Source organism: Corynebacterium sp. AOP40-4SA-5 (assembly GCF_052377355.1).
GTDB lineage: Bacteria > Actinomycetota > Actinomycetes > Mycobacteriales > Mycobacteriaceae > Corynebacterium.
The window spans coordinates 129,989-155,945 of the sequence record NZ_JBQSWS010000004.1 but is presented as its reverse complement, the minus strand read 5'-3'; the positions used below and the strand labels follow the sequence as shown (position 1 = coordinate 155,945).

At 71.7% G+C, this 25,957-nt stretch carries 22 protein-coding genes; 13 read left to right on the top strand and 9 right to left on the bottom strand.

Annotation, left to right across the window (positions count from 1 at the left end):
• Positions 1 to 46: 46 nt before the first annotated feature.
• Genes ACT3S3_RS03920 through ACT3S3_RS03890 form a run of 7 tightly spaced genes read right to left on the bottom strand, consistent with a single transcriptional unit; the run spans position 47 to position 9,218 of the window.
• A complete protein-coding gene (locus ACT3S3_RS03920; RefSeq protein WP_301443820.1) occupies positions 47 to 1,888 on the bottom strand; it encodes an FAD/NAD(P)-binding protein in 1,842 nt (613 codons plus the stop codon).
• Complete coding sequence (locus ACT3S3_RS03915) at positions 1,885 to 2,652, bottom strand: LLM class flavin-dependent oxidoreductase (protein ID WP_301443821.1); 768 nt, start codon at positions 2,650 to 2,652, stop codon at positions 1,885 to 1,887. Before ACT3S3_RS03915 ends, ACT3S3_RS03920 begins: the two co-directional genes overlap by 4 nt.
• On the bottom strand, positions 2,649 to 3,995 hold the full coding sequence (locus tag ACT3S3_RS03910; RefSeq protein ID WP_441579080.1) for an NtaA/DmoA family FMN-dependent monooxygenase: 1,347 nt from the start codon (positions 3,993 to 3,995) through the stop codon (positions 2,649 to 2,651). The genes ACT3S3_RS03915 and ACT3S3_RS03910 overlap by 4 nt, the downstream gene beginning before the upstream one ends.
• A complete protein-coding gene (gene nikE, locus ACT3S3_RS03905) occupies positions 3,988 to 5,724 on the bottom strand; it encodes a nickel ABC transporter ATP-binding protein NikE (protein WP_301444135.1) in 1,737 nt (578 codons plus the stop codon). Before nikE ends, ACT3S3_RS03910 begins: the two co-directional genes overlap by 8 nt.
• The gene (locus ACT3S3_RS03900; protein ID WP_441579081.1) at positions 5,630 to 6,583 is read right to left on the bottom strand and encodes an ABC transporter permease; all 954 of its coding nucleotides are present in this window, start codon (positions 6,581 to 6,583) and stop codon (positions 5,630 to 5,632) included. Before ACT3S3_RS03900 ends, nikE begins: the two co-directional genes overlap by 95 nt.
• Complete coding sequence (locus ACT3S3_RS03895; protein WP_301443805.1) at positions 6,580 to 7,575, bottom strand: ABC transporter permease; 996 nt, start codon at positions 7,573 to 7,575, stop codon at positions 6,580 to 6,582. Before ACT3S3_RS03895 ends, ACT3S3_RS03900 begins: the two co-directional genes overlap by 4 nt.
• On the bottom strand, positions 7,572 to 9,218 hold the full coding sequence (locus tag ACT3S3_RS03890; protein WP_444626306.1) for an ABC transporter substrate-binding protein: 1,647 nt from the start codon (positions 9,216 to 9,218) through the stop codon (positions 7,572 to 7,574). The genes ACT3S3_RS03895 and ACT3S3_RS03890 overlap by 4 nt, the downstream gene beginning before the upstream one ends.
• A gap of 150 nt (positions 9,219 to 9,368) precedes the next feature.
• Here ACT3S3_RS03890 and ACT3S3_RS03885 point away from each other — a divergent pair, with 150 nt between their 5' ends.
• The 5 genes from ACT3S3_RS03885 (at position 9,369) to ACT3S3_RS03865 (ending at position 15,681) form a co-directional block, all read left to right on the top strand.
• Complete coding sequence (locus ACT3S3_RS03885; RefSeq protein ID WP_301443807.1) at positions 9,369 to 10,592, top strand: hypothetical protein; 1,224 nt, start codon at positions 9,369 to 9,371, stop codon at positions 10,590 to 10,592.
• Between the two features lie 10 nt (positions 10,593 to 10,602).
• Positions 10,603 to 11,388, top strand: coding sequence for an AraC family transcriptional regulator (locus ACT3S3_RS03880; RefSeq protein ID WP_444626304.1), 786 nt, complete (start codon positions 10,603 to 10,605; stop codon positions 11,386 to 11,388).
• A gap of 99 nt (positions 11,389 to 11,487) precedes the next feature.
• Positions 11,488 to 12,411 carry an ABC transporter ATP-binding protein gene (locus ACT3S3_RS03875; protein WP_441579083.1) on the top strand — a complete coding sequence of 308 codons (924 nt, stop codon included), beginning with the start codon at positions 11,488 to 11,490 and terminating at the stop codon, positions 12,409 to 12,411.
• 10 nt (positions 12,412 to 12,421) lie between these two features.
• On the top strand, positions 12,422 to 13,564 hold the full coding sequence (locus ACT3S3_RS03870) for an ABC transporter substrate-binding protein (protein WP_301442164.1): 1,143 nt from the start codon (positions 12,422 to 12,424) through the stop codon (positions 13,562 to 13,564).
• Positions 13,561 to 15,681, top strand: coding sequence for an iron ABC transporter permease (locus ACT3S3_RS03865; RefSeq protein WP_441579084.1), 2,121 nt, complete (start codon positions 13,561 to 13,563; stop codon positions 15,679 to 15,681). The genes ACT3S3_RS03870 and ACT3S3_RS03865 overlap by 4 nt, the downstream gene beginning before the upstream one ends.
• Before the next feature lie 30 nt (positions 15,682 to 15,711).
• Here the strand turns inward: ACT3S3_RS03865 and ACT3S3_RS03860 are convergent, their stop codons facing one another.
• Positions 15,712 to 16,611, bottom strand: a complete 900-nt coding sequence (locus ACT3S3_RS03860) for a carbon-nitrogen hydrolase family protein (protein WP_441579085.1) — start codon at positions 16,609 to 16,611, stop codon at positions 15,712 to 15,714.
• Positions 16,612 to 16,647: 36 nt separating this feature from the next.
• On the opposite strand from ACT3S3_RS03860, the gene ACT3S3_RS03855 reads away from it, so the two are divergent.
• The 5 genes from ACT3S3_RS03855 to ACT3S3_RS03835 all read left to right on the top strand — a co-directional run bounded on the left by ACT3S3_RS03855 (position 16,648) and on the right by ACT3S3_RS03835 (position 22,389).
• The gene (locus ACT3S3_RS03855) at positions 16,648 to 18,123 is read left to right on the top strand and encodes a SulP family inorganic anion transporter (protein ID WP_301442167.1); all 1,476 of its coding nucleotides are present in this window, start codon (positions 16,648 to 16,650) and stop codon (positions 18,121 to 18,123) included.
• Between the two features lie 183 nt (positions 18,124 to 18,306).
• Positions 18,307 to 18,612 carry a hypothetical protein gene (locus ACT3S3_RS03850; RefSeq protein ID WP_301442168.1) on the top strand — a complete coding sequence of 102 codons (306 nt, stop codon included), beginning with the start codon at positions 18,307 to 18,309 and terminating at the stop codon, positions 18,610 to 18,612.
• On the top strand, positions 18,612 to 20,015 hold the full coding sequence (locus ACT3S3_RS03845) for an alpha/beta hydrolase (RefSeq protein ID WP_301442169.1): 1,404 nt from the start codon (positions 18,612 to 18,614) through the stop codon (positions 20,013 to 20,015). The genes ACT3S3_RS03850 and ACT3S3_RS03845 overlap by 1 nt, the downstream gene beginning before the upstream one ends.
• On the top strand, positions 20,016 to 21,230 hold the full coding sequence (locus tag ACT3S3_RS03840) for an NAD(P)-binding domain-containing protein (RefSeq protein ID WP_301442170.1): 1,215 nt from the start codon (positions 20,016 to 20,018) through the stop codon (positions 21,228 to 21,230).
• 76 nt (positions 21,231 to 21,306) lie between these two features.
• The gene (locus ACT3S3_RS03835) at positions 21,307 to 22,389 is read left to right on the top strand and encodes an LLM class flavin-dependent oxidoreductase (protein WP_301442171.1); all 1,083 of its coding nucleotides are present in this window, start codon (positions 21,307 to 21,309) and stop codon (positions 22,387 to 22,389) included.
• Here ACT3S3_RS03835 and ACT3S3_RS03830 read toward each other — a convergent pair.
• Positions 22,377 to 22,880 (bottom strand): GNAT family N-acetyltransferase, encoded by a 504-nt coding sequence (locus ACT3S3_RS03830; protein WP_301442172.1) that lies wholly within the window; start codon positions 22,878 to 22,880, stop codon positions 22,377 to 22,379. The genes ACT3S3_RS03835 and ACT3S3_RS03830 overlap by 13 nt on opposite strands.
• 99 nt (positions 22,881 to 22,979) lie before the next feature.
• Here ACT3S3_RS03830 and ACT3S3_RS03825 point away from each other — a divergent pair, with 99 nt between their 5' ends.
• The 3 genes from ACT3S3_RS03825 (at position 22,980) to ACT3S3_RS03815 (ending at position 25,931) form a co-directional block, all read left to right on the top strand.
• Complete coding sequence (locus ACT3S3_RS03825; protein WP_301442173.1) at positions 22,980 to 23,456, top strand: GNAT family N-acetyltransferase; 477 nt, start codon at positions 22,980 to 22,982, stop codon at positions 23,454 to 23,456.
• Between the two features lie 102 nt (positions 23,457 to 23,558).
• Complete coding sequence (locus ACT3S3_RS03820) at positions 23,559 to 24,482, top strand: exodeoxyribonuclease III (RefSeq protein ID WP_301442180.1); 924 nt, start codon at positions 23,559 to 23,561, stop codon at positions 24,480 to 24,482.
• 99 nt (positions 24,483 to 24,581) lie between these two features.
• Entirely contained in the window at positions 24,582 to 25,931 is a 1,350-nt protein-coding gene (locus ACT3S3_RS03815; RefSeq protein WP_301442181.1) for an alpha/beta fold hydrolase, read from the top strand.
• The last annotated feature ends 26 nt before the right edge of the window (positions 25,932 to 25,957 follow it).

The following is a 25,957-nucleotide window of genomic DNA, read 5'->3' as shown; positions in this document are numbered from 1 at the left end:
GGAAACCTTGAGTCTGTTCCACTCAACCTAGAGTTCTCACTATGATCTAGATCACATTGTTGAGCAGACGGGTCCCCTCCAGCGACCTGGCCACAGACCGCGCCACCGACCTGTTCGCGGCGAAGACCCGGGCGTCCGTGCCGGGCCTGGCGAAACCCTCCCGCACCGGGGAGGACGTCGCCGGACCGACGAGGAAGAGGTCGTCCCGCACCTGCCCGTCCCGTCCGACCGCCCGACCCTCCGCGTCGACGAGGAACACCTCCGCACCGGCCTCGCCGGTGTCCCCGTGGCCCGTGGCCACCTCGCCGGACGCCAGGAGCCCACGCAGGAGTCCGTCCGACACCTGCGAGGCCGTGACGTCCGCCAGGCGTGCGTCGAGGAGACGGGTGGCCTCCACCGCCTCACCGGGGAGCGACGGACTGGTGGCACGGAAACCTCCACCGCGGTGCCCGGGCAGCTCCACCACCCGGGCGTCGGCGCCGAGGAAACGCACGAGACCGGCGCGGTGCAGGGCCAGGAGGTTGCCGAGCCGCTCCGGCGGCGGCCCGGAGCACACGTAGGAGAACGAGGCGCAGACCTGCCGGACGAACGCCTCGTCCTGCGCGGAAAGACGTGCCCCGTCTGCGGCGCGCAGTAGCCCCCGCAGCACCGGGAGCACCCCCACCAGCGTGGCGTACAGCGCGGCGTCCTGCGGGTGGCGTCCCCCCGTGGCGCGGTGAAGGTTGGTCAGGGTGTTGCCGACCACCGCATCCTCGAGGGCCTCCCGGTCGGCGAACACGCGTCCGGCGAGCGGGCGGTCCAACCGGTCGGGCCGTAGCCGGTCGGCCGGGTCGGGGACGGCGTGCCCGAGTGACGCGGAGACCGTTCGTGCCGTGACACCGGCAGTGCCCGCTGCCCAGGCGTCGGTGAGTTCGTGGACGCCTCCGGCATCCACCGCACACCTGCCGCGGTCGCCCAGGTCGGCCAGTGCCGTGTAGTGGGCGGCGGTGACCTCCGCAGACAGCAGCGTGCGCACCGCACCGTCGGCGAGCGCACCGTCCGGCGTCCGTGGCAGGCGTGCCACCGCGTCGGTGGTGAGGTAGCGGGGACTGCGCGGCGTCACACCCCCGGCGATCTTCGACCGGTACGGCACACCACGGCGGGACCCGACCCACAGCACCGGCTCCTCCCCGGAGGGCCGGTAGGTGGGCACCGGGCCGCCGTCGCGACGGTCGAACCGGCCACTGCGCCCTTCACTGAGCAGCATCATCAGGTCGATGAACGCCAGACCGAAACCACGCACCAGGACGTCCGCACCCGCCGGAACCCCGGTGAGGTCCTGGTCGGCGGTGTAGCCCGGCGGTGTGTAGCCCTGCGGTGTGTGGCCCTGCGGTGTGTGGCCTTGACCGGGAACCGCACCGGACCGGACGTCCAGATGCCCCTGGGCCAGGACGACGACGTCGGCGCGCAGCACCGTCCCGTCCTGCAGGGTGACCTGCCGGCCCGCGCCGGGACCGGGTACCGACACCTGCACCGCACGCGTGCGCCAGGTGCACACGGTGACGCACTCCGGCAACGCGTCGACCGCACGGGCGAAGGCGTCGCGCAGGTAGGACGCCACCTCCCGGCGCGGCAGGAACGCCCCCGGCGACCCGGACCAGTCGGCGAGCGTGGGGCCGGTCCCGTCCGGGTGCACGGTGATCTCGTCGGCGGTGTTGTTCATCCAGAGTTGACCGGGCTGGTCCGCCCGCCAGATCCGTCCGGCACCGCAGGGGTACGGGTCGACGACGTGCACGGTCAGCCGTCGGGAGCCGTCGAGTTCACCGGCCAGGGCCTGCAGCACCCCGGTGGCGCGCGGCCCCGCTCCGACCAGTACGACGGAGTCGACCGGGGGTCCGAGGTCCCTCACCGTGTTGCCCGGGAGTACCGGGAGGCCGCGGCGAGGACGTCGGCGGTGTCGGCGAGCCGCAGGACCTCGCCGGTGCCACCGTCGCCGGTGACGAACCGGTCACCGACGATCAGGACGCCGGACGCCTCCCCCGCCACCTCCCCGGCCGCCGTCACCGACGCCGGCTCGGCGACCGTCACCACCGTGGGCAGTTCGCCCTGTGGCGGGCGGGGCACGATCGACGGGCCCTTCACCGTGAACACCTCCCCCACCGAGTCCGTGACCTCGACGTCGACGTAGTGGACCTTGTCACGGTCGATGAAACGCGCGGTCGCCGCGTCACGGATCTCGGCGTCCGGTTCCCAGGACGTCCACAATCTGCGCACGGCGGAGACGATGTCCCCGAACTCACGCCACACACCGTCGGGCGAGGCGGGACGCCGGCCCACCAGCGCGGCGGACGTGGTGTCGGTCTGCACCGTCGGCGACCAGCCGGCGCGTCCCCTGCTGACGTGGTCGAGCGTGGCGGTGGACGTGGCGACGTGGAAGGGTTCGGTGTGGGTCAGCGGCACCTCCGGCACGATCCTCAGGTCCGTGGTCTGCCCGGCCAGCCAGGCGGCGACGGTGACCGCGTTCTGCCCGGAGGAGAAGTCGTCCTCGAGCAGCAGGATGTCGGTGGGACCTGCACCGTCTGCACCGCCTGCACCGTCGAGCGCGAGCGCCAGCGCGCGCAGCGCCGGGAGGTCGAGGGCGGCCTGCGGGGCCACCCGGATCACCACGGTCATGCCGGCACCTCCGCGTACTGGTGGTCGTAGGCGGGCAGGCCGAGGTTGCCGCGCAGGGTGTTGTCCGGGAACGTGTCCGGGTAGGACTCCCGGTACACGCCACGGTCCTGGAGTTCAGGGACCACACGGTCCACCACCCCGTCCAACCCGCCCGGCGAGAGGTGCGGAACCAGGATGAAGCCGTCCGCCGCTCGTGCCTGGGTCAGCTCGTCGAACTGCTCGGCGACCTGGTGTGGCGTCCCCACCAGCGTGCCGCCACGTCCGGACACCTCGGTGACGAGGTCGCGGATCGACAGGTCGCGCTCCCGTGCCAGCTCGCGCCACCGGTCGGCGACCGCGCGGGGGTCCTTGTCGTGGCGCACCCGACCGCGGGTGATGTCGGCGTTGCCGGTGTCGGGGTCCTGCTCCGGCAGGGGCCCGTCCGGGTCGAGGTGGGTGAGGTCGGTGCCCCAGACCTGTTCGAGGAAGGCGATCGCACCGGGCCCGGTGACCTGGCGACGCCGGACGTCCTCGTGGAGCTCCTGCGCCTCGGCGGCGGTGTCACCGAGGATGACGGAGATCCCGGGGTAGATCTTCAGGTCCCCGGCATCGCGTCCGACGGCGGCGAGACGCCGGTCGATGTCCTTCCGGAACTCCCGTCCCGCCTCTGCCTCGGAGTGTCGGGAGAAGATCACCTCCGCGTTGCGTGCGGCGAAGTCCCGCCCTTCAGGGGAGTCGCCCGCCTGGAAGATGACCGGGCTGACCTGGGGCGTCGTGGGCACCGGGAAGTGCCCGCGGACGTCGAAGAACTCCGAGGTGTGCGCGAAGGAGCCGTCGGCGCCGTGGTCGTGGGAGTGCCAGAGCGTCCTGGCCAGGGCGAGGAAGTCCTCGGCCCGACGGTAGCGGTCGGCGCCGTCGAGGAAGCCGCCGCGCCGGAAGTTCGCCCCGGTGAAGGCGTTGTGGGTGGTCACCAGGTTCCACGCCGCCCGTCCCCCGGACACCCGGTCCAGGGTGGCCAGTGTGCGGGCCAGGTCATAGGGCTCGTTGAAGGTGGAGGAGAAGGTCCCGGTCAACCCGATGTGCCCGGTGACCGCGGCGAGCCCGGCGAGCACCGTGGCGGTCTCGGGGCGTCCAACCACGTCCTGGTCGAAGATCCTGCCCTTGTGCTCCCGCAGCCTGAGTCCCTCGGCGAGGAAGAGGAAGTCGAAGAGGCCGCGTTCGGCGCTGCGGGCGAAGTGCTCGAAACTGTCGAAGTCGATGTGGGAGCCGGACTCGGGGTCGGACCAGACGGAGTGGTTGTTGACGCCCGGGAAGTGGGCGGCCAGGTGAACCTGGCGTTTCGTGGTGTTCGTGCTGTCAGACATGGTGGGGCTCCTTCCGGGGGATGCTGGGGGCCGCCGCGAGCAGCGCCCGGGTGACCTCGTCGGTCGGGTCGTCGAAGACCTGCGCCGTGGTTCCGTACTCGACCACCCGACCCGCCGCCATGACGGCGACCTCGTCGGCGATGGAGCGGACGACGGCGAGGTCGTGGCTGATGAACAGGTAGGTCAACCCCAGTTCGTCGCGCAGGTCCACCAGCAGGTCCAGGATGCGGGCCTGCACGGAGACGTCGAGGGCGGAGACCGGTTCGTCGAGGACGAGGAGTTCGGGGTCGACCGCCAGACCGCGGGCGAGGGCGACGCGTTGGCGCTGTCCACCGGACAGTTCGGACGGACGCCGGTCCACGGTGTCCCGTGGCAGGGCGACGAGGTCCAGCAGCTCCGCGACCCGCCGTCGACGCCAGGCGCGGTCGCCGATGCCGAATCCGTCGAGGGGCTCGGCGACGGACCGTCCGACGGTGAACCTGGGGTCGAGCGCCCCGGTGGGGTCCTGGTGGATCAGCCGTGCGCGTCGCGACAGGGCGACGGCGTCCCCGCCTTTCCGACCCCGGCTCCCCCTGCCGTCGAGCCTGCGGCCGAGCACCTCCGCGGCGCCGCCGTCGAACGGCTCGAGCCCGAGCAGGATCCGCGCGGTCGTTGACTTGCCCGACCCGGATTCACCGACGATACCCAGCGTGCTGCCGGAACGGACCGTGAGGTCGACGGCGTCGACCGCCGGGGCGGCTCCGGGGACGAACACCCTGGTAAGACCACTCGCCCTGATCACCGCCGGGGCGTCCGGACGTCGCAGCGGCGCCTCGGGGCGGGCCTCGGGTCGGGCCTCGGGGACGGCGGCGACGAGCTCCCGGGTGTAGGCGTGCCGCGGGGAGCTCAGCACGGTGGCCGTCTCCCCCTCCTCGACCACGCGGCCGTCCTTGAGGACCACGACGCGGTCCGCCCGGCCGTGGGCCACACCCAGGTCGTGGGTGATCAGCAGCAGGGCGGCGCCGGAATCCCGTACGCGGGCCTCCAGCAGGTCGAGGACCTTCTTCTGGACGGTGACGTCGAGGGCGGAGGTGGGTTCGTCGGCGACGACGAGCGCCGGGTCGCCGATCAGCGCCAGGGCGATGAGTACGCGTTGGCGTTGTCCACCGGAGAGCTGGTGCGGGTGGCGGCGCGCGTGCACCGCCGCGTCCAGGCCGACGTCGCGCAGGGCTTCGGCGGTCCGACGGACCGCGTCCCTGCGTCCCCCGCCGTGCAGGCGGAACGCCTCGGCGAGTTGGCTGCCGACCGTGCGCACGGGGTTGAGCCCCTCGCCGGCGTCCTGCGGGACGTAGCCGACGTGCGAACGGTGGAGCCTGTTCCACGCCGCCGGCCCTGCGGTGGAGACGTCGCGACCCAGGATGCGGTGGTGTGAGATCGTCACGGCGAGTCCGTCGGGACCGCCGGGGCCGTCCTGTGCCAGGCCCGCCGCAACGCGCGCGGTGGTGGACTTGCCGGACCCGGACTCGCCGATGAGGGCCACCGTCTCCCCCACCCCGACGGCCAGGTCGACGTCCGCGACGGCCGGGGAGTACCCGGCACGGGTGCGGTAGGTGGCGGTCAGGCCCGCCAGGTCGAGGGCCGGTGGCCGGGCCGTCTCAGGCGGGACGTGCCGGTTCTGATTCTGTTTGCTTGTCTCCGCCGGTCGGACGGACTCTTCGGGGTGTGCTTCGGGATGTAGTACGACGGTCATGGTGACCTCCTTGTGGTGGGGACGCCGCGCGGCGTGTCACCGCGTTGGCGAGGATGTTGACGGAGAGGACGGCGGCCGCGACGACGAGCCCCGGGAGCGTCGTCAGCCACCAGGCGCTGGAGAGGTAGCTGCGTCCGTCGGCGACGAGCAGCCCCCACTCCGGTGCCGGTGGTGATGCTCCCAGCCCGAGGAAGCTCAGTGCCGCCACGGCGAGCAGGGCGGAACCGAACTGGAGGATCGCCAGGCCCGCCAGGGGACCCAGGGCGTGCGGTGCCACGTGCCGGGAGAGGATCCGGGCGGACCCCACACCGTTGAGGCGGGCGGCCTCGACGAAGGCGCTCGTCCGCCACCGCAGCACCTCGCCGCGGGCGACGCGGGCGAACGTCGGCAGCGCCGCGACACCGACGGCCACGGCAACCTTTCCGGGGCCGAAGCCGAGCCCGGCGACCACCGCGATCGACAACAGCAGCCCGGGGACCGACTGCAGGACGTCGGTGCCGCGGGACAGGACGGTGTCGACGGCACCACCGGCGTATCCGGCGACCGCCCCCACCAGGCTTCCTGCGACGGCGCCGACCGCCACGGCGAGGGCTGCGGTGCCCAGCGAGCCGCGTGCGCCGTGGACGACCCGCCCCCACACGTCACGACCCAGGTGGTCGGTGCCGAAGGGGTGTTCGGTCCCCGGCGCCTGCAGCCGGTCGAGCGGCTGCCCGGTCAACGGGTCGGCGGAGGTGAACAGGCCCGGCACGAGGACCCAGGCGATCAGCACCAGGACGACCCCGGAAGCCGCCACAGAGGCCACCACAGGAGCCACCGCGGTGGCCGGGCGGGCGCGGGGGAGGTGTGCGGGGGCGGTCATGCGGTTGCCTTTCCGGTGGTCACGGCGGACGGGCGGGGTGCCCGGGCACCTGCGGTGCGTGGTTGGGCCGTCCTGGCGTCCACCAGCGGTCGCAGGAGGTCGGCGGCGACGACCACGGCCACGAAGACGGCCGAGGAGAACAGCACCACGCCCAGCACGACCGGGACGTCCTGCGAGGTCACCGCGGTGGTGAGCAGGCGCCCGACGCCGTTGCGGGTGAACACGGTCTCCACGACGACCGCGCCGCCGAGCAGTTCCCCGGTGAGCACGCCGGCGACGGAGAGCACCGGGCCCAGGGACGCCCGCAGGGCGTGTGTGACGGTCAGCCGCCACCGGGGGAACCCGGCGGCGCGGAAGGTGCCGATGAACTGTGAACGCCAGGTGGCGGTCAGGCTGCGCAGCAGGACCTGCGCCACGGTGGCGGCCACCGGGACCGCGAGGGTCAGTGCCGGCAGGACGGCACCGGTGACGCCGCCACCGCCGAGGGCCGGTACCCAGCCCAGGCGGAAGGAGAAGACCTGCAGCAGCAACAGGCCCACCCAGAACGTCGGCAGCGAGATCCCCAGTACTGGCAGGGCGGCGAGCAGCCCGGCCACCCGGGGCCGCCGGGTGTACACCGCCCCGACGGCGGTGAGGACCCCGACGCCGACCCCGATGACCAGGGCCGTGAGGGCGAGCAGGACGGTGCCGGGGACCGTCTGCGCCAGCTGCGTGGTCACGGCCTCACCGGTGAGGTAGGACGTCCCGAGGTCGCCGGTGAGCACGCCGCCGAGCGAGCGCAGGTACTGCGACGGCAGGGACCCGTCGAGCCCGTAGGCCGCGCGTAGTTCGGCGACCTGCTCCGGGGTGGCCTCGACCTGACCGGTTCCGCTGAGCATCGTGGTCACCGGGTCACCCGGCAGGACGTAGAGCAGCAGGAACGTCAGGGTGTACGCGGCCCACACCACGAGGGTGCCGTGGATGGTCCGGCGGACGATCTCACGGGCGTTCACGTCGGGTCCCCCTCGGTGACGGCGGTGCTCAACCAGGTGTCGTGGAGCTGCAGCCGACTGGACCCCTCGTACCGGAATCCGTGCACCTCAGGGGCGGTGGCGGAGATGCCGGAAAGCTCCGTGAGGGGGATCACGTGGCCTTGTTCGACGAGTTCGGTGGTGGTGTCGGCGACGATGTCGGCGCGTTCCCGGGGGTCCAGGGTGGTGAGGCTGCTCTCCAGCAGGTCGTCGGCGCGACCTGGTCCGCGGTTGTTGACGTTGCGGCCGGACGCGTCGAAGACGGTGCGCAGCACGTCCGGGTCCGACCTGGTCAGGTTGTAGAAGTCGATGTCGTTGGTGTCGGACTCCTGGTCGGCGGCGCTCTCGCTCATCGTCTGCCTGCGCAGCTGCAGGTCCACGCCGACGGCCCGGAGCTGCTGCTGCACGACCTCGAGGAACGGCGCGGTCTGCCAGTAGCCCACGGGGATCTCCAGGGCTTCGCCGTCGCGGGTGCGTGTCGAGGTGTCGTCGTCGCGCGTCCAGCCGGCCTCGTCGAGCAACGTCGACGCGGCCTCGGGGTCGTAGGTGAGCAGGTCGGACTGGTCGGTGTAGCCCGGGGTGGTGCTCGCCAGCACGGAGGTCGCCGGGTTCTGCCGTGAGGAGAGCACGGCGGTGAGTTCCTCACGGTTGATCGCCTTGTTCACCGCCTGCCGCACACGCACGTCCTGGAACGGTCCTGTCGACCAGTTGGGGAAGAAGGAGTAGTTCACCCCGGGGTTGGGCCGTTCGACCAGAGGGTAGCCGGACTGCTCCAGCAGCTCCTCGTCCTGGGGTTGTACGGCGGTGTCCACGTCGATCTGCCCGGAGGCGAGGCTGCCGTTTCGCACCCCCGCCTCCGGCACCACGGTGAACTCGATCCCGTCGAGGTAGGCGGGCCCGGCGTGGTCGGCCAGGGAGGACGGCCAGTCGTAGTCGTCGTTGCGTTCCAGGGTGGCGTTGGCGGAGGCGTTGAAGTCCGTGAGGGAGAAGGGACCGGTGCCGACCAGGTCCCCGGTGCACCGTTGTTCCGGTGTCTTCCCGAAGGTCGCCGGGGAGTAGAAACCCAGGGTCATCGTGAAGCTGGCCTGCAGGAACTGTGCGTTCGGTCGTGCGAAGCGCACGGTGACGGTGTGCGGGTCCGGGGTGTCGACCCCCTCGAGTCCGGCGAGGTAGGTCGACCCGAGGGAGGACTTCGCGCCGAGGTCCACGATCTGCCTGAAGTTCTCCTTGACCGAGGCGGAGGTGAAGGCGGTGCCGTCCTGGAACGTCACCCCGTCGCGGAGGTGGAAGGTGAATTCGGTGGAGTCGTCGTTGATGTCCCAGGAGGTGGCGAGCCAGGGGACGATCTCCCCGGTCTCGGGGTCCTGGTCGGTCAACGAGTCCGTGATCTGCCGGGACACGTTCAGGGCCGTGTTGTTGCCGACCTGTTGGCCGTCCGCGCACTTGATGTCGGTGTCGAAGGCCGCCCGGAGCGTCCCGCCGCTGATCGGTGGACCGTCGTAGTCGTCTCCGTGGTCGGCGCCTGCCTGGCCACAGGCCACGAGGGCCCCGTTGACGAGGACGGACGACAGGAGCACCGCGCCGGTGATGAGGAGGGGCCTTCGTGTAGACCGAGCTGTCTGCATGACGGGTCACGCTAGCGGGCGGAGACGGGCCGGGGAAACACCTCGATTCCCGACGAATGGAAATAACCCGACCCCCTGAACCCCACGGGTCTCAACGGGACTCGACGAGACCCGACATTCCGGGCAGTGGAACATGCCACAATGGTCCCCATGACAGAGGAGAGCCACGGCACCACCGCCACCACCGGCCCCGCCGACCTCGGCAGTGCGGTCGACACCGCCCGCGGACGCCTCGACGACGGCGCGGACGGTACCGCCAGCATTGTCGCGCGCACCCGCGCCCACTTCGCCCGCCTCGCCGACCCCCTCTCCCCCACCGCCGTACCGTCCCACCCGGCAGGAGCAGACGGTACAGCCGGCACGCCCGTACCACCACCGGCCGTAGACCCGGCGATGCTGCGCCGCGCAGCACTCTACGCCGCCGACGGACTCGTCGGCGACAGTGCGGAGTTCACCGAGGAGTGCACCTTCCACCTCGCCACGCTGGGCCGTGACCTGCGCAAGTACGGGGTGACGACCGCCCACTACGGGGCCGCCGCGGAGGCCGCCGGCCGGGCGGTGTGCGAGGCCTTCGACGTGCCCTACCCGGGCGCGGACCTGACCTACCGTCGCGCCGAGGAGCTCGGCATCCCCGACGGACTGACCGAGCTCCTGCAGGCCGTGGACAACGCGGTGCGCATCGTCGCGCTCGGGGCGGTGGAGGACGACGAGGCCGGCGTGCCCGCCAGCATCACCGCCGAGGTCCTGGAGGTCGTGCCGCGCACCCCGCAGGTCACGGTGGTGCGACTGCAGGCGTCGTCGCCGCAGACCGGCTGGCCGGGGCAGAGCCTGGAGGTCCGCACCCCGTCCGACCCGGACGTCTGGCACCAGTTCGCCTCCACGCTGCCGCCGAACGACGCCGGCTACCTGGAGTTCCACTGCCCCGGGCTCACCGCGCACGTCGGCGAGACCTGGGTCGTCGCCAACCCGGCCGGCGGGCTGGGCGTGCCCACCGGGCAGGACGCCCCGGACGCCGTGGCCATGGTCGCCCTCGGCGCCGGCCTCGCCGCGCTGCGCGCCCTCGTACTGGACGTCTCGGCGATGGACGACTCACCGCCGGTGCACCTGTTCTGGGGCGTGGATCACTCCCGCGACCTGCACGGACTGACCGACCTTCGCGGTCTGGCGCAGGGCTTCCCGTGGTTGACGTTCACTCCGCTGGTCGCCGACGAGGGCGACCCCGGCGCCGCCGCGGCGGCCGCCGACGATCCGGTCACCCACCGTCCCGGCACCCTCGTGCTGGTCTCCGGGGAGGACGTCGCGGGCGTCCGCGACGCGGTCGGCGTCCTCACGCGTGCCGGCGTGGACGCCGAGCAGATCATCGCGGAACCGTGAGCGGCGAACCGTGAGCGCCGGGACGTCCTCCATCGTCACGGCCGGGGCGACGAACCCGCCGACGAGCTGGCCGGCGCACAGCCACGACTCCCACGAGCTGGTGTGGGCGCGCCGTGGGGCGATGATCACCCGCGCACACGACCGCATCTTCGCCGTGCCCGAGGGCCGCGGCATCTGGTTGCCCGCCGGCACCGAGCACTCCGGCGAGGTCACCTCGGGCGTCACCCTCTACGGCACCCTGTTCGCGCCCGACCGCACGCCCGGCGACTTCACCGCGCCCGCCCAGGTCACGGTGGTGGTGATGACCCCGGTGCTGGAGTTGCTGCTGACGTACCTCGGCCAGGACACGCTGAGCGACGCCGCACGTGGCCGCGCCGAAGCCGTCGTCTTCGACGTCCTGCACCCCACCGACACCCCGCTGGACCTGCCGGTCCCCGACGACCCGCGTATCGCCCCGGTGGTGCGCGCGCTGCTGGAGAACCCCGGCGACCACTCCGGACTGGACGTGTGGGCCAGGCGCCTGGGCACCAGCGAACGCACCGTGACCCGGGCCTTCCGCGAGTCCACCGGCCTGCCGTTCGGACGCTGGCGCATGACGCTGCGTATCCAGCGCGCCCTGACCCTGCTCGGCGACGGGACGCCGGTGCAGGACGTGGCGGTACAGCCCGGCTACGCGCAGACCAACACCTTCATCGACACCTTCCGCCGCACGATGGGCACCACGCCCGGCACGCACCTCCCCGCGAGCACGTCCGGCGCGTCCGGCATGTCCGAAAACCAGGATCGAATGTCCTGAAAACGAGATTGCGGACACGGGTTACGTTCCCCTACGCTTCTTGAGGTTAGGCTAAAGAAGCCACCGGAACCCCACCTCCCGAAGGACCCCAGCACCCCCATGTCCCCTGCCACTGAAGACGGCCCTGAGACAGGCACAGAGACAGGCCCCGAGACAGGCACTGACGACGCCCGGACCCTGGCAGGCGACGACCTCACCCTCGGCTACGGCCGCTCCACGGTGGTCCACGGGGTCTCGGTCACCCTCGAGCCCGGCACGGTCACCGCGCTCGTCGGCCCGAACGGTTCCGGCAAGTCCACGCTGCTGCGCTCCCTGGCACGCCTGCACCCGGTCGATCAGGGCAGCGTCCGGCTCGGCGACGGTGAGACCGCCCGCGACGTCCACCTGCTCAGCCCCCGCGAGTTCGCCACCCGCGTCACCCTCTTCTCCCAGTCGCGTCCCACCCCGGACGGGCTGAGCGTGCGCGAGGTCGTCAGCTTCGGACGCCACCCGCACCGGCGTCGCTTCGCCGGGCTCGGCGCCGAGGACGTCGCCGCCGTCGACCACGCCCTGCAGGTCACGGGCATGGCCGACAAGGCCGACCGCAGCGCCGGCGAACTCTCCGGCGGCGAGGTCCAGCGCGCCTGGCTGGCCGCCTGCCTCGCCCAGGACACCGGCGTGGTCCTGCTCGACGAGCCCACCAACCACCTCGACCTGCGCTTCCAGACCGAGATCCTCGACCTCGTCCGCGACCTCGCGGACGGGGCCGACGGCACCGGCGGCACTAGCGGCGACCAGCCCGTCACCATCGGCGTCGTCCTGCACGACCTCGACCACGCCCTGCGCGTCGCCGACCGGCTCGTCCTGCTCGCCGGCGGCCGCGTGCTGGCCACCGGGCCACCGCAGGACGTCCTGACCGCCGACAACATCGCCGCCGCCTACGACATCCCCGTCGACGTCGGTGTGGACCCCCGCACCGGCCGCCTGCGCATCGACCCCATCGGACGACACGCCGACCGCGGACGCGTCCGCACCACCCCCTGAAAGGACCACCATGCACCTCCCGAGAAGCCGCCGCTTCCCCGCCCGATTCCCGGCCCGATTCCCGGCGACAGCCACCGCGCTCACCGCCGCCGTCGCCACCGCGACGCTCACCCTCGCCGCCTGCGGCACCACCGACACAGGCTCGTCCGACGGTGACTCCGAGGCACCGACCTCCAACGCCGAGGGCTGCGACGCCGACGTCGAGACCAGCACCGACCCGGTGTCGATGACCGACGGCCTGGGCCGCACCGTGGAACTCGACAAGCCCGCCAGCCGCGTCGCCGTGCTGGAGTGGCAGGAGATCGAGGACGCGATCAGCCTCTGCGTCGACCCCGTCGCCGTGGCGTCCCCCGACGACTACGGCACCTACGTCAGCGCCGAGGCCCTGCCGGACGACGTCGTCAACGCCGGTGAGCGCGGTGAACCCGACCTCGACGCCATCTACGGCGCCGACCCCGACCTCATCATCGTCGAGGCCTACAGCGAGGACGACGCCGTGCTCACCCAGCTCGAGGACCGCGACGTGCCCGTCCTGGCCGTCACCGGCGCGGACGCCGAGGACCAGATCGGCACCGTGAAGAACACCCTGTCCATGATCGGTGAGGCCACCGGGCGTTCCGCGCGTGCCGAGGAGGTCAACCAGGAGTTCGACGACCACCTCGCCGCCGCCCGCGAGGAGCTGGCCGACACCGTGGCCACCCTCGAGGACCGCGACCAGACCGACTTCCTCTACTTCGACGGCTGGGTCGAGAGCGGCAACCTCACCATCCGCCCCTACACCAGCGGCGCGCTGATGACGCAGCTCGGCGAGGAGCTCGGCATGACCTCGGCCTGGACCGACGACGTCAACGAGTCCTACGGTGACGGCGGCGTCGACCCGGCGTACGGCCTGGCCCAGACCGACATCGAGGGCCTCACCGCCGTCGGCGACGCCAACCTGTTCTACACCGGCTCCCAGGGCGGCGCGGACGACTACGTCGCCGCCATGACGTCCAACCCGATCTGGAACAACCTCTCCGCCGTGGAGGAGGACCACACCTACGAGTTCCCCAACGACCTGTGGGCCGCCGGCGGACCGCGCTCCTGCATCCAGCTGATCGACGCCTTCGTCGAGGCCGTCAAGGCCGTCGAGGCTGCCTCCGACGCAGAGTGACACGGCAGGTGACCCGCGGCAGGACGCACGCCGCACCGCTCGTCGCGCCACTGGCGCTCATCGTCGCGCTCGTCGTGGCGATCACCGTCGTCGGACTGTGGCACCTCACCCAGGGCACCTCCGGACTGGGCATGCGTGAGCTGGTGCTCTACGCCGTCGGCCACCCGGACGCCCCGCAGAGCGTCAACGGTGTGCCGGTGGACAGCGTGCTGTCGGGTTCGCGGGTGCCACGCCTGCTCGCCGGGATCACCGTCGGATTCGCCCTGGGTGTCGCCGGCATCCTGCTGCAGTCGGTGACCCGCAACCAGCTGGCCTCCCCCGACACCCTCGCGGTCACCGCCGGCTCCTACGTGGCACTGACCGCGGTGGCGGCGTTCGGTCTCACCGTGCCGTTCTGGGCGTCCGGCCTGGTCGCCTTCTGCGGTGGCCTGGCCAGCGCGGCCCTGGTGCTCAGCCTCACCGGCGCCGGCTCCGGACGCGGCGGGGCCACCGGCACCACGAAACTCATCCTCGCCGGCTCGGCGATCGCCATGGCGCTCGACGCGGTCACCGGCATGCTGCTGATCCTGTTCAAGCAGAACACCACCGGCCTGTTCGCCTGGGGTTCCGGCTCCCTGTCACAGCTCAGCGTGGACGCCTCCGCCCGCGCCGTCCCGGTCATCGTGGCGGTGCTGCTCGCCGCCGTGCTGCTGTCGCGGCGTCTGGACGTCCTGTCCCTCGGCGACGACGACACCGCCACCACCCTCGGTGTGCCGGTGCGCGCCACGCGCACCATCGCCGTGGTGCTCGCCGTCCTGCTCACCGCCCTGTCCGTGACCGTCGCCGGGCCGCTGGGCTTCATCGGGCTCGGCGCGCCCGTGCTCGCCCGCCTGCTGTCGACGAAGGTGCCCGGACTGCGCCGCCATGCCGTGCTCATCCCGGTGACCGGGCTGGTCGGCGCCCTGATCGTCCTGCTCGCCGACGCACTGCTGCGCGCCGTGCTCGGCGCCGAACAGGCCGCGTCCATCCCCACCGGCATCCCCACCGCCCTGCTCGGCGCGGTGGTGATCGTGGTGCTGGCGATGCGCATGCGTGACCAGGGCGTGGTGCGCGCCGCGCGCGCCAACGCCGGTGCCCGCGGCGGGACGTCCACCCCCGCCCAGGCACGACGACGCTTCCTCGTCGTCCTGGTCGCCGCCGTGGTCCTGCTCGTCGCCGCGGTGGTCTACGGACTGCTCGCCGGCAGCCTGTGGCTGCGCCTCGGTGACATCGCCCTGTGGCTGCGCGACGCCGCCCCCGGACTCGTCGGCGGTGCCCTGGACACCCGCGCCCCGCGCGTGACCGCCGCAGTGCTGGCCGGTGCCGCCCTCGGCGTGGCGGGCACCGTGGTGCAGGGCACCGTGCGCAACCCGCTGGCCGAACCCGGGCTGCTCGGCATCACCGCCGGCGCGGGCCTGGGCGCGGTCATCGCCACCACCATGCTGCCCGGCTCCGGACGCACCGTGCTGGTGGCCCTCGCCGTGACCACCGGCCTGGCGACGTTCGCCCTGGTCGCTGCCCTGTCGTGGCGTGGTGGCCTGCTGCCCGACCGTTTCGTGCTCATCGGCATCGGCTGCGGCTACGGGATCTCCTCGGTGACCACCTTCCTGCTGCTGCGCGCCAACCCCTACGACACCCCGCGCATCTTCACCTGGCTGTCCGGCACCACCTACGGCAGGACGTTCCCCGACGTGGTGCCCGTCGCCGTGGTGCTGCTGCTCACCCTGCCGGTGCTGCTGGCCATGCGCCGGCAGATCGACCTGATGTCCGTCGACGAGGACACCCCGCGCATCCTCGGCGTGCCCGTGGAACGCACCCGCCTGGGCCTGCTGACCCTGGCCGCCGTGCTCGCCGCGGTGAGCGTGGTGGCCGTCGGTGTCGTCGGCTTCGTGGGCCTGGTCGCCCCGCACCTGGCCCGCTCCCTGGTGGGAGGACGCCACGGGCGCGTCCTGCCGGTGGCGATGGTGCTCGGCGCGGCGATGGTCTGCCTCGCCGACGGGTTGGGCCGCTCCGTGATCGCGCCGGCCCAGATCCCCGCCGGCCTGATGATCGCCCTCGTCGGCGCGCCGTACTTCGTGTGGCTGCTGCGCCGCACGTGAGGAAGGGCGGGGCGCCGCCGGTGCCGCCCGCTACTCGCCGGCGGCACCGGCCTTCCCGATCTCGCGGTCCTGCCGGTGCCCCTTGAGCACGGGCAGGCCCTTGCGGACCTTCTCCACGTGGTTCGGGTCGATGTCGACCATGAGGATCTGGGCGACGTAGCCGGTCTCCGCCAGGCGCGCCCCGCCCGGGCTGACGATCACGGAGTGGCCGATGCCCGTCGGCCCGTCGTTCTGCCCGTAACGGTCCGGGGAACCGGGACGCGCCTGACCGGCGGCGACCACGTAGCTGGTGGTGTCCAGCGCGCGGGCGGCGGTGAGCGTGCGCCACTGGTCGAGCTTGCCCGGCCCGTCCGTCCACGCCGTGGGCACCACCATCACCGAGGCGCCGGCCTCCGCCAGGGCGTAGAAGTGCCCGGGGAAGCGGATGTCGTAGCAGGTAGCCAGGCCGATGGTCACGCCGTTGACGTCGTAGGTGACCCGGCGGGTGCCGGGCTTGACGGTGTCGGACTCCCGGTAGCCGAAGGCGTCGAAGGTGTGGATCTTGTGGTAGTGCTCGGTTCCCCCGGGACCGGTGATGAGCAGGGTGTTGTGCACGCGGCGGAACTTGTTCGCCTCACCGGAGCCCTCCACCGGGTCGGTCTGCAACTCACCGGACGGCAGGCGGTACACGGTGTCGGCCGGGGTGAACATGCCGACCACGGCGGTGGTCCCGGCGTCCTTCGCGGCCTTCTCCACGGCGCGGGCGAACGGGCCGTCCAGCGGTTGGGCGATGATGTCGAGGCGTCCCGCGTCGAAGGGGAACATCGCAGCCTCAGGGAAGACCACCAGGTCAGCACCATTCTCGGCGGACCCGGCGATATAGGATCTGATTTTCTCGAGGTTCTTGTCGACGTCCGGCACGGAGTTCATCTGGATGACGGCGATGCGCATGCTGCCAAGGGTACGTCACCGACCTAGGATTGTCGGGTGAGCTCCTCTCCCGCCGAACGTTCCCCGGCCAGCGTCCTGGGCGCGCTGCGCAGCCCGAAACTGCTCACCGTCGAGGTCCTCGGCGGGTTGGTGACCGCGTTCGCCCTGATCCCGGAGTCGTTGAGTTTCGCCATCGTGGCGGGCCTGGACCCGATGATGGGCCTCTACGCGGCCTTCACCATGGCGTGCGTGACCGCGGTGCTGGGCGGACGCCCGGGCATGGTGTCCGGCGCGGCGGGTTCGATCGCCCTGGTCGTCTTCCCCGTCGCCCGCGACCACGGGGTGGAGTACCTGCTGGCCACGGTGATCCTCGGCGGTGTACTGCAGATGGTCATGGGTGCGCTCGGGGTGGCGAAGCTGATGCGGTTCATCCCGCGGTCGGTGATGGTGGGTTTCGTGGACGCGCTGGCGATCCTGATCTTCTCCGCGCAACTGCAGCACCTCTTCGACGTGCCGTGGCTGGTCTACCCGCTCACGGCCGTGGGCCTGCTGGTGATTATCGGCTTCCCACGGTTGACCTCGAAGTTCCCCGCGCCGTTGGCGTCGATCCTGCTGATCACGCTGGCGGTGGTGGTCTTCGGCTGGGACGTGCCGACGGTGGGTGACCAGGGCGAACTGCCGTCGTCGTTCCCCGGCTTCGGGGTGCCGGACGTGCCGTTGTCGATGGGGACGCTGGGGATCATCGCCCCGTACGCGGTGGCGTTGGCGCTGGTGGGGCTGCTGGAGTCGTTGTTGACGGCGAAGCTGGTCGACGACCTCACGGACACCCACTCCGACAAGACCCGCGAGTCACTGGGCCAGGGTGTGGCGAACGTGGTCACCGGTTTCTTCGGCGGCATGGGCGGTTGCGCGATGATCGGCCAGACGATGATCAACGTGAAGCAGGCCGGTGCGCGCACCCGGGTGAGTTCCTTCCTGGCCGGGGCGTTTCTGATCGTGTTGTCGGTGTCGCTGTCGGACGTGGTGGGGCGCATCCCGATGGCGGCGTTGGTGGCGGTGATGCTGGTGGTGGCGTTCACCACCTTCGACTGGAACAGTGTGCGCACTCTACGGGTGATGCCGGTCTCCGAGACGGTGGTGCTGCTGGTCACGGTGGTGTCCACGGTGCTGACGGACAACCTGGCCGTCGGGGTGATTCTGGGTGTGCTCACCGCGATGGTGGCCTTCGCCCGGCGCGTGGCGCACCTGACGCGCGTCGAGCGGGTCGGGGACACCGGTGCCGGCCGCTACCGGGTGACGGGCCAGCTGTTCTTCGCCTCGTCGAATGACCTGGTGTACCAGTTCGACTACGCCGGCGACCCGGCACAGGTCACGGTGGACTTCACCGACGCCACGGTGTGGGACTCCTCCACGGTGGCCGCGCTGCAGGGCGTGCGTGAGCAGTACGAACGCCGCGGCAAGTCGGTGACGTTCACGGGATTGGACGCCACGAGCCGCGCCTACGTGGAGCGGTTGGAGGGCCGTCTCGGCTGAGCGTGCCCCGGGTCGGTCGCCGAAGGTTTATCCACAGCCCTGCGGGGTCGGAGGTGAAACCTGACGAAAGTTGTCCACAGCTTTCCCGCCCCTGGGGACCACGCTTCCCCACGACCACCGCCGCGTCGTACTCTCCTGGGACCGCAGGCAGCACCGCACCAGCGCATCAGCCCAGGAGGCACCATGACCGTGTTCGGCATCGACCTGTCCCAGGTCAGAACCACCTCACAGGCGTTGGACGCCGAGGCGTCCGCGGTGGCCGGCGCCGCGCGCGCCGTCGCCGGCTCGCTGCCCGCGGCGTCCTGCCTGCCCGGGGGCCGGACGTTCGCCGCCCTGGCGGCGGGCACCACGCGGGTCGCCGAGGCCGTCGACGGGGAGTCGGTGGTGGTGGACGTCATCGCCACCGACCTGCTGACCTTCGCCGGGGTGGTCGGCACCGCCGAGCAGGACGCCGCGAGGTCCCTCTCCGGTACGGCGGGAGCGCGCTGATGGACATGCAGGAGTTGGCCGACGCCCCGCTGGAGCAGGCGGCCGCCACCGCCCGGCAGTGGGCCACGGCGTCCGGGCAGATGCGCGAGGCAGCTGGCGCGGTGCGCGGGCACGGCCGGTTGCCGGGCTGGTCGGGTGGTGCGGCCGAGGCGATGGGCCACCGTATCGACAGTTGCGCCAACCGGGTCCTGGCGTCCTGCATCGCCGCGCACTGGGTGGGGGTCGTGCTGGGCCACCACGCCACCCTGCTCGCCGCGGCGCGCAATCAGGCCGCGCCCGTGCTGGGGATGGCGCGAACCTTCCGGATGCGCGTTTCGGCGGACGGCACAGTAACCCCGCCGGCGCCCTTACCTCCGCTACTCACTCTGGCCGCGGCGTGGTCGATGGTCCTGCACGCCTGCCGGATGCTCACCGACGCCCTGGACACCGCGACCGCCGCCGTCGTCGAGGCGGCGAGCGCAGTGGGTCAGGCCCCGACAGTCACGGCGGTGGACCGTACGGCGCTGGACGCCGCGACGGTGGCCGAACTCGTCGACCCGGCCGCCGCGCAGGCCGCCGCCGCGGCGGTGACCATGCCCTCCGGCCTGGCCGTCCCGCTGGACGCCGCCACCGAGGACTCCCTGCGTCAGGCGGTCGGCGCCGCGCGCCGGGAGCTGGCCTTACGCGGCCTGGACCCGGACGCCGTCGGGGTCACGGTGCAGGAACTCGACGGGCAGCCGGTGGTCGTCGTCGGCGACCTGCACACCGCACCGAAGGTCACCACGCTGGTCAGCGGCGTCGGATCGTCCGGCGACGGGGCACTGCCGGGTTCCGCGGGGAACGCCGGACGCATCGGCGGCACAGGCCACGCCGTCGTCGCCTGGCACGGCTACCGGGCGCCGGCGGACCTGGGGCAGGGACTGAACCCGTCCTACGCCGGGGTCGGTGCACCAGCACTGCGTGGGGCGCAGTCGGCGCTGCGCGAACGCTCCGCCGACGGTGCCGAGCTGCAGGTCGTGGCGCACAGCTACGGCACCACCCTGCTCGGCGCGGCGGCACGCGACCCGTCCACCCCACTGGATGCCGACACCATCCACCTGCTCGGCAGCCCCGGCACCGGGGTCCGCGACACCGGGGAGCTGCACGTCGACGCCCTGGACGGGCACGCCGAGGTCCACGCCTGGCGCGCGCCGGGAGACCTGATCGGGGCGACGACGGGCGCCAACGGCGGGGTGCACGGCCGCGACCCGACGTCCGCGGGGTTCGGGGCGGACACCGTCAACGGTGCACCGGCGGGGCAGCAGGACGGGTGGGCCGGACGTATCCTGGGCCGCATGACCGACGGTTACCTGTGGACGCAGGGCGAGTGGGACTCGCACAGCAGCTACCTCGCCGACGACCTCGTGCTGGAGCAGGTCCGGTAGATGGGCGCGGACGCGGGACCACCGGTGGAGAGCTACGAGGTGGTCGTCCTCGGTGCGGGGCAGGCCGGGCTCGCCGCCGCCCACGCCCTGGTCCGCAAGGGCTACACCCCCGGCGGGGACCTGCTCGTGCTCGACGGCAACGACGGGCCCGGCGGTGCGTGGCGTCACCGGTGGGACTCGTTGACGTTGGGCCGCGCCCACGGTATCGCCGACCTGCCGGGCATGCCGATGCCACGACCGGACGAGGGTGTGCCGGCGTCCTCCCTGGTCGCCGACTACTACGGCAACTACGAGGAGGCCTTCGACCTGAGGGTGCGGCGCCCGGCGCGGGTCATCCGTGTCGAGGACGAGGAGGGCGGTGAGGGTGGTGAAAGTGGCCCGCTGACCTTGACCGTGGTGCTGGACGGGCGGTGCACCCGCATCACCACCCGCCTGCTCATCAACGCCACCGGCACGTGGACTCACCCCTACATCCCCTACGTCCCCGGCATCGAGCGTTTCGCCGGACGGCAGCTGCACACCGCGGACTACCATCGTCGCGAGGACTTCGCCGGCGAGAAGGTGCTGGTCGTCGGCGGTGGGCTCAGTGCGGTGCAGTTCCTGCTGGAACTCGCGCCGGGATCCGGTAGCGCCGGCAGTGCGCTGTCGACGGTGTGGGCCACGCGCCGTCCGCCGAACTTCGTGGACTACACCTTCGACAACTCGAAGGCCTCCTGGGGCCGGGACGTGGAACGTCACGTGCGCGAGGACACCGAGCACGGGCGGCGTCCGGCCTCGGTGGTGGCCAACACCGGTATCCCGGCGTTGCCCGAGTACCTGGCGGGTGTGGCAGACGGGACGCTGGTCTCCCGCGGCATGTTCACCCGCATCAACGAGCACTCGGTGACCTTCGGTGGTGCTGGTGGCGCAGACGGTGGCGGCAGTGAAGGCACGGCCGGCCTGGTCCAGCCGGACAGTTGGAGTCCCTTCCCCGACGGGCACGAGGAGGCGGTGGACGTGATCTTCTGGAACACCGGTTTCCGCCCGGCGTTGACCCATCTCGCCCCACTGCACCTGCGCGAACCCGGCGGTGGGATCACCGTGACCAACGAGGTGGAGGTGGTGCGCGACGACCGGGTGCTGCTCGCCGGCTACGGGTCGACGGCCTCGACGGTAGGCGCGAACCGTGCCGGGCGTCTCGCCGGGCAGGTCGCCGCGCGGCGCCTGGCGGGGTAGGCGCCGACCCTTGCACCGTCCGCACCCGCAGGCATATAGTTGACGTGTCAACTCCTTCCCTCCTCCAGGAGACACCATGAAGGCATTCGGCATCCTCAGCTTCGGCCACTACGACCTCGCCGCGTCCGGGGCGTCCACCCCGGGCCGCGGCATGCCCGGCGCGAAGGAGAACATCCGCAACGCCGTGGACATCGCCGTCGGCGCCGACGAGATCGGTGTCAACGGCGCGTACTGGCGGGTGCACCACTTCGCCCCGCAGCACGCCGCCCCGATGCCGATCCTCTCCGCCGCGGCCGCCCGCACCAGCCGCATCGAGGTCGGCACCGGCGTGATCGACCTACGCTACGAGAACCCGTTGCACCTGGCCGAGGAAGCCGCCCAGCTCGACCTCCTCGCCGACGGACGGGTCGCCCTCGGCGTCTCCCGGGGATCACCCGAACCCGTCGACCGTGGCTACGCCGAGTTCGGCTACGTCCCCGAGCCGGACGACCCCAAGGGGGCGGCCATGGCACGGCAGAAGTTCGACCGTTTCATGTCCGCCGTGGACGGTGAAGGCATCGCCACCTCACTCCCCCTCGACGAGCAGTACCCACGCATGTACCAGCCGAACGTGCAGGTCCCGGTGATGCCGAACTCCCCGACGCTGCGCCGGCACGTCTGGTGGGGTGCGGGCTCACGCGACACCGCGGTGTGGGCCGCACAGCAGGGTGTGAACCTCATGAGCTCCACGCTGCTCACCGAGGCCAACGGCGAGGAGTTCGCCGACCTGCAGGCCGACCAGCTGCGACTGTTCCGCACCGCGTGGAAGGAGGCCGGCCACACCTGGACGCCGCGGACCTCGGTGTCCCGATCGATCTTCCCGATCCTCTCGGAGACCGACCGGCGCATGTTCGGTTCCGGCGACTCCGGAGGCGTGGGGTACATCGACGACAGCACCGCCACCTTCGGACGCACCTACGCCGACGAGCCCGACAAACTGGTCGAGGCGTTGAAGAACGACGCCGCGGTGATGGAGGCCGACACCCTGATGCTCACCATCCCCAGCCAGCTGGGCGTGGACGCCAACCTGCGGATCCTCTCCGCCTTCGCCGAGCACGTCGCCCCGGAACTCGGCTGGCAGCCCAACACCGCCGGCCCGGTCACCGGCTACCCGCTCTGAGCCGACCGCGATAGGTGACTCCCGGTGACCTCGACCGTCATGAAGACGCTGTTCGCGTCCTCGCCGTAGTCACCGAACGGGGCACACTCCAGGAACCCCGACCTGCGGTAGAGCCTTCGGGCCGGTGCGAAGAAGTCCCCGCTCCCGGTCTCCAACGACACCCGCCCCACGCCTCTCCGTCCTGCATCAGCGAGCGCATGTCCAAGCAGCTTGGCGGCGATCCCCTCACCGCGCCGGGCGGGATCGGTCCGCATGCTCTTGAGCTCCTCATGGCCCACGCCCACCGGCGCAAGCGCCACCGAGCCGACCACACCATGACCACGGTCGTCGCTGACGGCGACCCACACCCTCACCCCGGGAGCCTTCAGTTCAGCCAGACCCAGCGCATGCTGACTCTCGACAGGAGCTGTCGGAGCCAGATCCCGCAGGTGTTCACCGATGAATTGCACGACACGTGGGTCGTCGAGGTCCGCCGCGGAGATGCTGTACACCGGGCCGACGATACCTCCACGCCCCTGTACTCCACACCGAGCACAGCATCCCCCCCGGTCCCGTAGGATCACGATCACCCCAAGGACTGGAGTCACGGTATGCCGAAGACAACCACGTACACGATCACCGCGCTGGGCGACGCCGACGCCGGGGAAGTCATGACCCTCCAGCGCGCCGCCTACGTCACAGAGGCTCGGGCACACCAGGATCTCGACCTGCCACCACTGACCCAGACCCTCGACGAGCTACGCACCGAACTGGCCGCCCCGGACGTCGCCGCACTCGGCGTCCGGTACAACGGACGCCTGATCGGAGCTGTGCGACTTCGTCGGATCGGTTCCACCGTTGAGTTGGGACGCCTGACCGTGGTTCCTGACATGCAGGGAAAGGGGGTCGGGAGCTTCCTGCTCGACGAGGCAGAGACGGCGTTCCCCCACGCCCTGGAGATGCGGCTCTTCACCGGCGAACACTCGACGGCAAACATCCGCCTGTACGAGCGCAGCGGGTACGTCGAGACGGCTCGCACGCTTGTCGGGGACTATTCACTCATCCACCTCTCCAAGAGGCTCTCCTAGCTTTCCGGTGCTTTCCGGTGCTTTCCGGTGCCTTCCGGTGCCTTCCGGTACCTTCCAGCCTCTCGAGAGCTCCCGGCCCACGGGAGGTAACCTCAGGGAATGCTGCGCATCGCGACCGCCAACGTCAACGGCATCCGCGCCACCCACCGACGTGGTTTCGGCGACTGGTTGGCCGGACGCGACTGCGACGTCGTCGCCCTCCAGGAGGTCCGCGCCCAGGCCGACAAAGTGCCGGACGCCGCCTTCGGCGACTACCACGTCGCCCTGGAGACCGGCTCCATCGCAGGACGCAACGGCGTCGCCGTACTCACCCGCCGCCCGCCGGTGGCCGTTCGCACGTGGAGCGGTTCGGCACTGCGCGGCACCCCGCACTGCACTGCCGCTGACCTCCGGGACATCCCCGCGGACGACCGGGTGCCGCTGGCGAGGAAGCTACGGCCCTTCACCACCCAGGGCCGCTACATCGAGGTCGATCTCGCCGATGCCCCGGTCACCATCGCGTGCCTCTACCTGCCCAAAGGTGGGCTCCCTGCGGAGCTGCAACGCCCCGGGCGAATGCGTGAGGCACCGGACGGCGGTGCCCGCTACGACCGGAAGATGGGGTTCCTGGCGGGGTTCGCCCGCTACCTCACACTCACCCGGCGCGCCGCGATGGCCGACGGCAGGGAGTTCCTGCTGATGGGTGACCTCAACATCGCGCACACCAGGCAGGACCTCGCGGCGTGGCGTCGGAACCAGCAGAACGACGGTTTCCTCCCGGAGGAACGCGAGTGGTTCGGCCAACAGCTCTCGGCCCGCACACTGGTGGACGTCGTCCGCCGGTTGCACCCGGACGAGGACGGCCCGTACTCGTGGTGGTCGTGGGCCGGCCAGTCCTTCGCGAAGGATGCGGGATGGCGCCTCGACTACCACCTGGCGTCGCCGCGCCTGGCCCGCGCCGCGGTCACCACGCAGGTCGACCGTGACTTCCGCGGGGTCCGGCTCTCCGACCACTCACCGGTGGTCGTGGACTACGACCTGGGGTGATCCCGGTCAACAAGTGTCGCTATGAGTCAGCTCCGTCCATGTCCGTGCTCTCGGGTAGAACTTGAGGGCATGAACTCCCCCGCCTCCTCCGGTACCGACCTGCACACGACCTCCACCCGGCGTCACGGGCACACCGTGCGCGAGCACGTGCTCACCGCACCGCTCGTCCACGGCGGTACCGACCCCCGCACCATCGACATCTACGCCCGCGAGTACGTCCCGGACGGCGGTGAGGACCGCCCCGCCCTGCTCTTCCTGCAGGGCGGCCCCGGCCACGGCTCGCCGCGCCCTGTCGCCAACGGGGACGGAGGCGTGCTGTCCGGCTGGCTCGGCGAGGCGCTCAAGAACTACCGGGTGATCCTGTTCGACCAGCGCGGCACCGGCCGCTCCACCCCGGTCGACGTCGCCGCACCCGAAGCCCTCGGCCCCACACCCCACGACCAGGCCGAATACCTCACCCACCTGCGCGCCGACAGCATCGTGGAGGACGCCGAACTGCTACGCCACGCCCTCGGCGAGCAGCCGTGGACACTGCTCGGGCAGTCCTTCGGCGGTTTCTGCATCACCACCTACCTCTCCTTCCGCCCCGAGGGCGTCCGCGAGGCGTTCTTCACCGGCGGCCTGCCGGGCTACGTCGGTGCCCCGCACACCAGCGTCGACGACATCTACCGGGCGACCTTCGCCAAGACCGCCGTGCGCAACGAGCGTTTCTACGAGCGCTTCCCCTGGGCCGCCGACCGTGTCGCCGAGATCTGCCGGCACCTGGACGACACGGAGGAGACGCTGCCCACCGGGGAACGTCTGACGTCCCGCCGTTTCCGCACCGTGGGCATGAACCTGGGCCGCACCGGTGGCTTCGACATGCTCGCATACCTGCTGGAGGACCCCTTCCGCGCGGTGCCCGGCGGCCCGGGCATCGCGGGACGTCGCCGGCTGCGCACCCCCTTCCTCACCGAACTCGCCGGTCACCTCTCCGTGTCGGACGCACCGCTGTACGCGGTGGTCCACGAGACGATCTACGGCATCGACACCGCGACGAACTGGGCCGCCGACCGCATCCGCGAGGAGGTCCCCGGCTTCGCCGAGAACGCAGGACGCACCGACGGTGACACCGACGCTCCGCTCTACCTCACCGCGGAGCACTTCTTCCCCTGGCAGTTCGACGAGGACCCCGCGCTGCGCCCGTGGAAGGCCGTCGCCGACCTGCTCGCCGCGAAGGACGACTGGACGCCCCTGTACGACGCCGCGCAGCTGCGCCGCACCGAGGTCCCGACCGCCGCCGCGGTGTACCTCGACGACATCTTCGTCCCCTTCGAACTGTCCATGGAGACCGCCGCCACGATCCGTGGCCTGCGCCCCCACGTGACCAACCGGTGGGAGCACAACGGGATCAGCCAGGACGGTGCCGCCATCCTGCGCCACCTGCGTGCGCTGACCAGCGACCACTGACCACCTGGAGCGACGTCCCTCCCCGG